General features: G+C 63.3%; 9 protein-coding genes. 5 read left to right on the top strand and 4 right to left on the bottom strand.

The window, feature by feature from the left end:
* From HP546_RS22025 to def, 3 genes are all read right to left on the bottom strand, one after another.
* The coding region (locus tag HP546_RS22025; RefSeq protein WP_306125449.1) for a transcription antitermination factor NusB at positions 1–485 on the bottom strand (485 nt) is incomplete at its 3' end.
* Complete coding sequence (gene fmt / locus HP546_RS22020) at positions 482–1,414, bottom strand: methionyl-tRNA formyltransferase (protein WP_172229405.1); 933 nt, start codon at positions 1,412–1,414, stop codon at positions 482–484. The genes fmt and HP546_RS22025, both read right to left, overlap by 4 nt.
* 60 nt (positions 1,415–1,474) lie before the next feature.
* Positions 1,475–1,981 carry a peptide deformylase gene (def, locus tag HP546_RS22015; RefSeq protein ID WP_051097836.1) on the bottom strand — a complete coding sequence of 169 codons (507 nt, stop codon included), beginning with the start codon at positions 1,979–1,981 and terminating at the stop codon, positions 1,475–1,477.
* A gap of 206 nt (positions 1,982–2,187) precedes the next feature.
* Between def and dprA the strand changes: the two genes are divergently transcribed.
* The 3 genes from dprA (at position 2,188) to HP546_RS22000 (ending at position 4,654) form a co-directional block, all read left to right on the top strand.
* Complete coding sequence (gene dprA / locus HP546_RS22010) at positions 2,188–3,285, top strand: DNA-processing protein DprA (RefSeq protein WP_172229403.1); 1,098 nt, start codon at positions 2,188–2,190, stop codon at positions 3,283–3,285.
* A gap of 42 nt (positions 3,286–3,327) precedes the next feature.
* Positions 3,328–3,885, top strand: coding sequence for an L-threonylcarbamoyladenylate synthase (locus tag HP546_RS22005; protein WP_172229401.1), 558 nt, complete (start codon positions 3,328–3,330; stop codon positions 3,883–3,885).
* Between the two features lie 460 nt (positions 3,886–4,345).
* Entirely contained in the window at positions 4,346–4,654 is a 309-nt protein-coding gene (locus HP546_RS22000) for a hypothetical protein (RefSeq protein ID WP_172229407.1), read from the top strand.
* Positions 4,655–5,099: 445 nt separating this feature from the next.
* Here HP546_RS22000 and HP546_RS21995 read toward each other — a convergent pair whose 3' ends face one another.
* Entirely contained in the window at positions 5,100–6,077 is a 978-nt protein-coding gene (locus tag HP546_RS21995; RefSeq protein WP_172229399.1) for an NADPH:quinone reductase, read from the bottom strand.
* 135 nt (positions 6,078–6,212) lie between these two features.
* Here HP546_RS21995 and hemF point away from each other — a divergent pair, with 135 nt between their 5' ends.
* Both hemF and aroE read left to right on the top strand, forming a co-directional pair.
* The gene (gene hemF / locus HP546_RS21990; RefSeq protein ID WP_172229397.1) at positions 6,213–7,124 is read left to right on the top strand and encodes an oxygen-dependent coproporphyrinogen oxidase; all 912 of its coding nucleotides are present in this window, start codon (positions 6,213–6,215) and stop codon (positions 7,122–7,124) included.
* 25 nt (positions 7,125–7,149) lie between these two features.
* Positions 7,150–7,974, top strand: a complete 825-nt coding sequence (aroE, locus tag HP546_RS21985) for a shikimate dehydrogenase (protein ID WP_172229395.1) — start codon at positions 7,150–7,152, stop codon at positions 7,972–7,974.
* Positions 7,975–8,130: the final 156 nt, after the last annotated feature.

Genomic DNA, 8,130 nt, shown 5'->3' with positions numbered 1-8,130 from the left:
CAGATGGCTTCCCACTGCTCGGGCCAGAACGCCTTCAGCTGCTTCTGCAGCCAGCGTGGGTGGGCGGTACGTACCACCGGGTCGCGCTCCATGCCGGCCAGTAATTCTTCGCCTTCGCGTTGAGCACGGCGCAATACCGCATTGAGCAGGCCCTTGGCCCACGGCTTTTTCAACTTGTCAGCGCAGCCTACGGTCTCGCCGATGGCGGCGTGGGCCGGGATGCGGGTGTAAAACAGCTGGTACAGGCCGACCAGCAGCAGCGCCTGTACATCGGCATCGGCGGCCTTGAACGGCTTCTGCAACAGCTGGGCGGCGAGCAAGTCCAGGCGTGGCTGCCAGCGCGCGGTGCCGAACGCCAGGTCCTGGGTCAGGCCACGGTCACGCTCATCGACCTTGTCCAGCTGCGTTGGCAGCGAGCTGTTGAGCGAGGCCTTGCCGCTGAGCACAGCGGCAAGGGCACGGGCGGCGGCGAGGCGCGGGTTCATTGGCCCAGCACCTTGCCAGCGGCGAACTTCTCGCGCCGGCTGTTGAACAGGTCGCTGAAGCTCAGCGCCTTGCCGCCAGGCAGTTGCAGGCGGGTCAGGCTGAGCGCCTGGTCACCGCAGGCGACCACCAGGCCGTCCTTGCTGGCAGACAGGATCTCGCCAGGGGCGCCCGTGCCTGCGGACAAGTTGGCGGCCAACACCTTCACGCTTTCGCCATCGAGGGTGCTGTGGCAGACCGGCCACGGGTTGAACGCACGGATCAGGCGCTCCAGCTCGACGGCCGGGCGGCTCCAGTCGATGCGCGCTTCGTCCTTGTTCAGCTTGTGGGCGTAGGTGGCCAGGGCATCGTCCTGCACTTCACCTTGCAGCGAGCCGTCGGCCAGGCCGGCAATGGCCTGCACCACGGCAGGCGGGCCCATTTCGGCCAGGCGGTCGTGCAGGCTGCCGCCGGTGTCGTCGGCGCTGATCGGGGTGACCACCTTCAGCAGCATCGGGCCGGTGTCCAGGCCTGCTTCCATGCGCATCACGGTGACCCCGCTTTCGGCGTCACCGGCTTCCACGGCGCGCTGGATCGGCGCCGCACCGCGCCAGCGTGGCAGCAGTGAGGCGTGGCTGTTGATGCACCCCAGGCGCGGGATATCGAGCACCGCCTGCGGCAGAATCAGGCCATAGGCAACCACCACCATCAGGTCTGGCTTGAGCGCGGCCAGTTCGGCCTGGGCATCGACATTGCGCAGGGTTTGCGGCTGGAACACCGGGATGTCATGGGCCACGGCAAGCGCTTTGACTGCACTGGGCATCAGCTTCTGGCCACGGCCGGCAGGGCGGTCGGGCTGGGTATAGACGGCCACGATGTCGTAAGGGCTGTCGAGCAGGGCCTTGAGGTGTTCGGCGGCAAACTCTGGAGTGCCTGCAAAGACGATGCGCATGGAGTTCTCGCTTCAAAATAGAAAAAGGCTTGCCGGAGCAAGCCTTCTGGAAGGTGGGGATCAGGCTTGCTGGCGGTGCTGCTTTTCCAGCTTCTTCTTGATCCGGTCGCGTTTGAGCTGCGACAGGTAGTCGACGAACAGCTTGCCGTTGAGGTGATCGAATTCGTGCTGAACGCAGACCGCCAGCAGGCCTTCGCATTCCAGCTCGTAAGGCTTGCCGTCGCGGTCCTGGGCCTTGACCCGTACCCGCAGCGGGCGGTCGACATTCTCGTAGAAGCCGGGCACCGACAGGCAACCTTCCTGGTACTGGCCCATGTCGTGGGTCAGCTCTTCCACCGTGGGGTTGATGAAGACCCGCGGTTCGCTGCGGTCTTCGCTGAGGTCCATGACCACAACCTGCTTGTGCACGTTGACCTGGGTCGCGGCCAGGCCGATGCCAGGGGCTTCGTACATGGTTTCAAACATGTCGTCGATCAGCTGACGCAGGGCGTCGTCGAACTCCGTCACCGGTTTGGCGATGGTGCGCAGGCGCGGGTCCGGGAATTCGAGAATGTTCAAGATGGCCATAAGGTCAGGCAGTCACTGTGCGGTCGGTTGAAAACTGAGCACACATAATAAAGGGAAACGGCGATTTCAGCACCTGGCAACCTCGTCTAGGGTGTCTATGGGCGTAATAGCCCCCAGTCAATGGACAGCTTTTCAAAGTGTTACCCACAAAGTTATCCACAGTTTGTGCCACGTAAATGGCCCTGCTTTGATCAAGGATGATCTTAATGTCGATTTACCATTCGTCGCCTTGCCCGCCTGCCGAGCTGGAAGCCCGGCTGCGTTTGCACCGCCTTCCAGAAACCGGGTTGAGACGCTTTCGTAACCTGATCGATGCGTTTGGCTCGGCCTCCTCGGCACTATCTGCACCGGGTTCGGCCTGGCGTGCACTGGGCATTCCCCAAGTTACTATCGATGCTCGGCGCAGTGCCGAAGTGCGCGATGGCGCGTTGGCTGCAATGGCTTGGTTAGAGCGTCCGGGCCAGCATTTACTGATGTGGGACGACCCGGACTACCCTGCCCTGCTGGCTGAAATCGATGACGCACCGCCGCTGCTTTTCGTCGCCGGCGAACCGGCGCTGTTAAACCGTCCCCAGTTGGCAATTGTGGGCAGCAGGCGTGCCACACCGCCGGCCCTGGATACGGCTGGCGCTTTTGCACGCTATCTGGCGCAAGCCGGTTTCACCATTACCAGCGGGTTGGCCGTTGGTATTGATGGCGCCGCTCATCGGGCCGCATTGAAGACCGGAGGGAGCACGATTGGTGTGCTCGGCACGGGGTTGCAAAAACTTTATCCACAGCGCCACCGCGAGTTGGCCCAGGCCATGATCGAGACCGGCAGTGCGCTGGTTTCCGAGTACCCGTTGGATGCCGGGCCGCTGCCCGGCAACTTCCCCCGGCGCAATCGCATCATCAGTGGTTTGTCGCTGGGCGTGCTGGTAGTCGAGGCCAGTCTGGCCAGTGGTTCGCTGATTACGGCGCGCCTGGCGGCGGACCAAGGCCGCGAGGTGTATGCCATACCGGGCTCCATTCACCATCCAGGCGCCAAGGGCTGCCACCAGCTGATTCGTGACGGCGCGCTGCTGGTAGAGACGGTGGAGCAGATCCTGCAAACGCTGCAGGGCTGGCAGAACCTGCCGCCCGACGTTGCGGAAAAATTCGACCATCCCCTGCTCGCCCTGCTGCACGCCGCGCCACAGACCAGCGAAAGCCTGGCCCATTGCAGCGAGCAGCCGCTGGCCGCCGTATTGGCGCAGCTTACCGAGCTGGAGCTGGAGGGCCGGGTCAGCAATGAAGCCGGGCGTTGGTTTGCCCGCGCGGGCTAAGTACACTGCTCACAAGCAAGGTATATAGGCGGGGAGACACAAATGGTGAGCAGTTTTCGTGTGCAACAAGCCGCACGTGAGATCCGGGCGGGCGCGGTGATCGCCTACCCGACGGAAGCGGTCTGGGGCCTGGGCTGCGACCCGTGGAACGAGGACGCGGTGTATCGGTTGCTGGCGCTGAAATCGCGCCCTGTGGATAAAGGCCTGATCCTGATCGCCGACAACATTCGCCAGTTCGACTTTTTGTTCGAGGATTTCCCCGAAGACTGGATCGACCGCATGGGCAGCACCTGGCCGGGGCCGAACACCTGGCTGGTGCCGCACCAGAACCTGTTGCCCGAGTGGGTGACCGGGCAGCATGACACCGTGGCGTTGCGGGTCAGCGATCACCCGGTGGTGCGTGACTTGTGCGCGCTGGTGGGGCCTTTGATTTCCACCTCGTGCAACCCGGGCGGGCGCCCGGCGGCGAAGACGCGGTTGCGGGTGGAGCAGTACTTCCATGGCCAGCTGGACCTGGTGCTGGGTGGGGCGCTGGGGGGGCGGAAGAATCCGAGTGTGATTCGGAACTTGGCTACTGGTGAGGTTGTGCGCCCGGGCTGATGCCGTTGGCGAGGGCTTCGCCGGCGTGCGGGCCCCCGGTCGATCGCCGGCAAGCCAGCTCCCACAGGTACTGCACAAGACTTGAAACCGGCGCGGTCGGTGTGGGAGCTGGCTTGCCGGCGATTGGGCCGCAAAGCGGCCCCAGTGGCTCTGCAGATTTTTCTGATTTTTTCTTGAAAGGCTGTCCAGCTTGCGGATTGGGAAATATCCTACGAGCCGCGTCCCCTGCCATCACCTTCTCAGTGGGAACCAGTGTCTCTAGGCTTCATCCATCGCTGAATACCTTGGCGATCGGGTGTGGTAGCCCGGATGCATTTTTTCCATGGCAGTCTATGGCGGCTGTGCGTGGGAGGCTCTTGAGCCTGCCTGGATTGGAAAATGCCCGGGTCTACCACCTCGCGTACAGTCGCCACCCATTCACGTGGTAGTGATGGTTGGCGGCATTGAGGAGCATTTTCCAATGATGAAGAAAATAGTCCCCGATCCACCCCTTCCCTGCACCTCCACCCGCCCCTTTGGCCGCTGCGACGCCGGCCATGACCCGCTCTTCACCGTAAACCCGAACATTTCCGCCGAGGACGCTCTGGTCCACGTAGCCCTGTACCTGCGCAGCGCCTACGAGACCGGCTACAAAGCCCTGGACTACATGCGCGAAGAAGGCCGTGGCATGTTCTGGTCGAACCTGCATGCAATTGAAATGGCAGAAGGTGTGATTGAGGCGATACTCGATGGCATCGAGTCGACTCCACCAGCGACAAAGGGTGTCTGAAATGAAAAGCCACTCTGGTTTCAACCATCACCTGGATGAGACCGCGCACTTACTTGCAGGTGGAAGAAACGCAAGCCGGCTTCGTGCTTCTATCGCGCAGCTCAAAAGTGTTCGTGAAAAAACGCCGTGTGAGCTGCTCGTTGAATCTTCAATGCTTTTACTGACGCAATCGCCGGCAAGCCGGCTCCCACAGGGATAGCGCTGTACTGGAGGCCTACGCAGTACCTGTGGGAGCGGGCGCGCCCGCGAACACCGGCAAAGCCGGTGCCATCCACCGCGGCGGCTGCTTCGCGGGCATGCCCGCTCCCACAGGGATGGCGTTGCACTCAAGATCGGTGCAGTACCTGTGGGAGCGGGTTCACCCGCGAACACCGGCAGAGCCGGTGCCATCCATCGCGGTGGCTTCTTCGCGGGTAAACCCGCTCCCACAGGGAACGTGTGTGGCTCAGGGAATTAGTACAGTCGATCCAACAGTCCGCCGCGCCGACAGCTCCGCCTGCGCCTTCCCCGCCTCACTCAGCGGATACCGCTGCTGGATATCCACAACCAATTTGCCACTGCCAATCATCGCAAACAGGTCATCGGCCATGGCCTGGGTGTTCTCGGCATTGTTGGCATAGGTTGCCAACGTCGGCCGGGTGACATACAGCGAGCCCTTCTGCGCCAGAATCCCCAGGTTCACTCCGCTCACCGCACCCGAGGCATTGCCAAAGCTCACCATCAACCCACGCGGTTGCAGGCAGTCCAGCGAGGTCAGCCAGGTATCGGCACCGACGCCGTCATACACCACCGGGCATTTCTTGCCATCGGTCAGCTCCAGCACCCGCTTGGCCACGTCTTCATGGCTGTAGTCGATGGTCGCCCACGCGCACAGCGCCTTGGCCCGCTCGGCCTTTTCGGCAGAGCTCACGGTGCCGATCAACTTGGCCCCCAACGCCTTGGCCCACTGGCACGCCAGCGAACCCACACCACCCGCTGCGGCATGGAACAGGATCACGTCACCTGCCTTTACCTCATAGGTCTGCTTCAGCAGGTACTGCACGGTCAAACCCTTGAGCATCACCGCCGCCGCCTGCTCGAAGCTGATGTTGTCGGGCAGCTTGACCAGGTTGGCCTCAGGCAGCGTATGCACCTCGCTGTACGCGCCCAACGGGCCGCCGGCATGGGCCACGCGGTCGCCGACCTTGAGCCGGGTCACACCCTCGCCCACAGCCTCGACCACACCCGCCGCTTCGGTGCCCAGGCCGGAAGGCAGGGACGGCGGCGCATACAGCCCGCTGCGGAAGTAGGTATCGATGAAGTTCAGGCCGATCGCATGGTTACGCACACGTACCTGCTGTGGCCCGGGCGGGGTGGGTTCGAATTCCACAAACTGCAGCACTTCCGGGCCGCCATGCTGGCTGAACTGGATACGCTTGGCCATCTCGCACTCCTGTACTCGGGATCGGGAAAAGGCCTTCTATCGGACGCCTTTGCTTGATCGCCGTCAACTGCGGCGCGCGGGTTGGCGGTGGTATGCTACGCGGCGAATTCTTCCCTGCCCGTTCCTGGTGACCCGATGACTAGCCGCACCGAGGCCGTGAAAGCCTACCTGCTCGACCTGCAAGACCGCATCTGCTCTGCCCTCGAAGCCGAAGACGGCGGTGCCCGCTTCGTCGAGGACGCCTGGGTGCGCGAAGCCGGTGGCGGGGGCCGTACGCGCGTGATTGGCGAAGGCAAGCTGATCGAGAAGGGCGGGGTCAACTTTTCCCATGTGTTCGGCAGTGGCTTGCCGCCTTCGGCAAGTGCCCATCGCCCCGAACTGGCAGGCCGTGGCTTCGAGGCCTTGGGCGTGTCGCTGGTGATTCACCCGCACAACCCGCATGTGCCCACTTCGCACGCCAACGTGCGTTTCTTCATTGCCGAAAAGGAAGGTGAAGAGGCCGTGTGGTGGTTCGGCGGCGGTTTCGACCTGACCCCGTACTACGGCAATGAAGAAGACTGCATCCACTGGCACCGCGTGGCCGAGCAGGCCTGCGCGCCGTTCGGCGCCGATGTGTACCCGCGTTACAAGGCCTGGTGCGATCGCTACTTCCACCTCAAGCACCGTGGCGAGCCACGCGGCATCGGTGGCTTGTTCTTCGATGACCTGAACGAGTGGGACTTCGACACCTGCTTTGCCTTTATCCGCGCCATCGGCGATGCCTTCGTCGACGCGTACCTGCCGATTGTCCAGCGTCGCAAGGACACGCCCTTCACCCCGGCGCAGCGCGAGTTCCAGGAATACCGCCGCGGCCGCTACGTGGAATTCAACCTGGTCTACGACCGTGGCACCCTGTTCGGGCTGCAGTCCGGTGGCCGCACCGAGTCGATTCTGATGTCGCTTCCGCCGCAAGTCCGCTGGGGCTACGATTGGAAGGCCGCGCCGGGCAGCGAAGAAGCGCGCCTGACCGAGTACTTCCTGCAGGACCGCGACTGGCTTGGCCAGTAAGCCTGTGGACAACCAAGGAATCGTCATGGACCAGTACGTCGTTTTCGGTAACCCCATCGGCCATAGCAAGTCGCCGCTGATCCATCGCCTGTTCGCCGAGCAGACCGGCCAGGACCTGGAATACGCCACGTTGCTGGCGCCGCTGGACGAGTTCAGCGACTGCGCGCGTGGTTTCTTCAAGCAAGGCAGTGGCGGCAACGTCACCGTGCCGTTCAAGGAAGAGGCCTACCGCCTGTGCGACAGCCTGACCCCGCGTGCCCAGCGCGCTGGCGCGGTGAACACCCTGAGCAAACTGGCCAACGGTACCTTGCAGGGTGACAACACCGACGGTGCAGGCCTGGTGCGCGACCTCACCGTCAATGCCGGGGTCGAGCTGGCGGGCAAACGCATTCTCATTCTCGGGGCCGGTGGTGCTGTGCGGGGCGTGCTGGAGCCAATTCTGGCGCACAACCCGCAATCGCTGGTGATCGCCAACCGTACCGTGGAAAAGGCCGAGCAGCTGGCGCGCGAGTTCGACGAGCTGGGGCCAGTGGTGGCCAGCGGGTTTGCCTGGTTGCAGGAGCCGGTGGACGTGATCATCAATGCCACTTCGGCGAGCCTGGCAGGCGAGATGCCGCCGATTGCCGACAGCCTGGTCGAGGCGGGGCGAACGGTCTGCTACGACATGATGTATGGCAAGCAGCCGACACCGTTTTGCCAGTGGGCTGCGAACCTGGGTGCGGCCAAGGTGCTGGATGGGTTGGGGATGCTGGCCGAGCAGGCGGCTGAGGCGTTCTTTATCTGGCGTGGGGTGCGGCCGGATACGGCGCCGGTGTTGGCTGAATTGCGCCGGCAGCTTGCTCGAGGCTGAGATTGCCGGGGCCGCAAAGCGGCCCCACGGGGAGTGTCAGGTTTTTTGTGTGCGGGCCGGTAATGGCCTGCCGCCCGGCAGGCCTTGATTTCACCAGGTTGGCCTGATGAACCGATCTCCGTACAGAATCGCAAATTGATTCATCGCACTTTTCCA

Source organism: Pseudomonas sp. CM25, from assembly GCF_013179705.1.
Classification (GTDB): Bacteria; Pseudomonadota; Gammaproteobacteria; order Pseudomonadales; family Pseudomonadaceae; genus Aquipseudomonas.
This window is presented reverse-complemented; position numbering and strand designations above follow the sequence as displayed.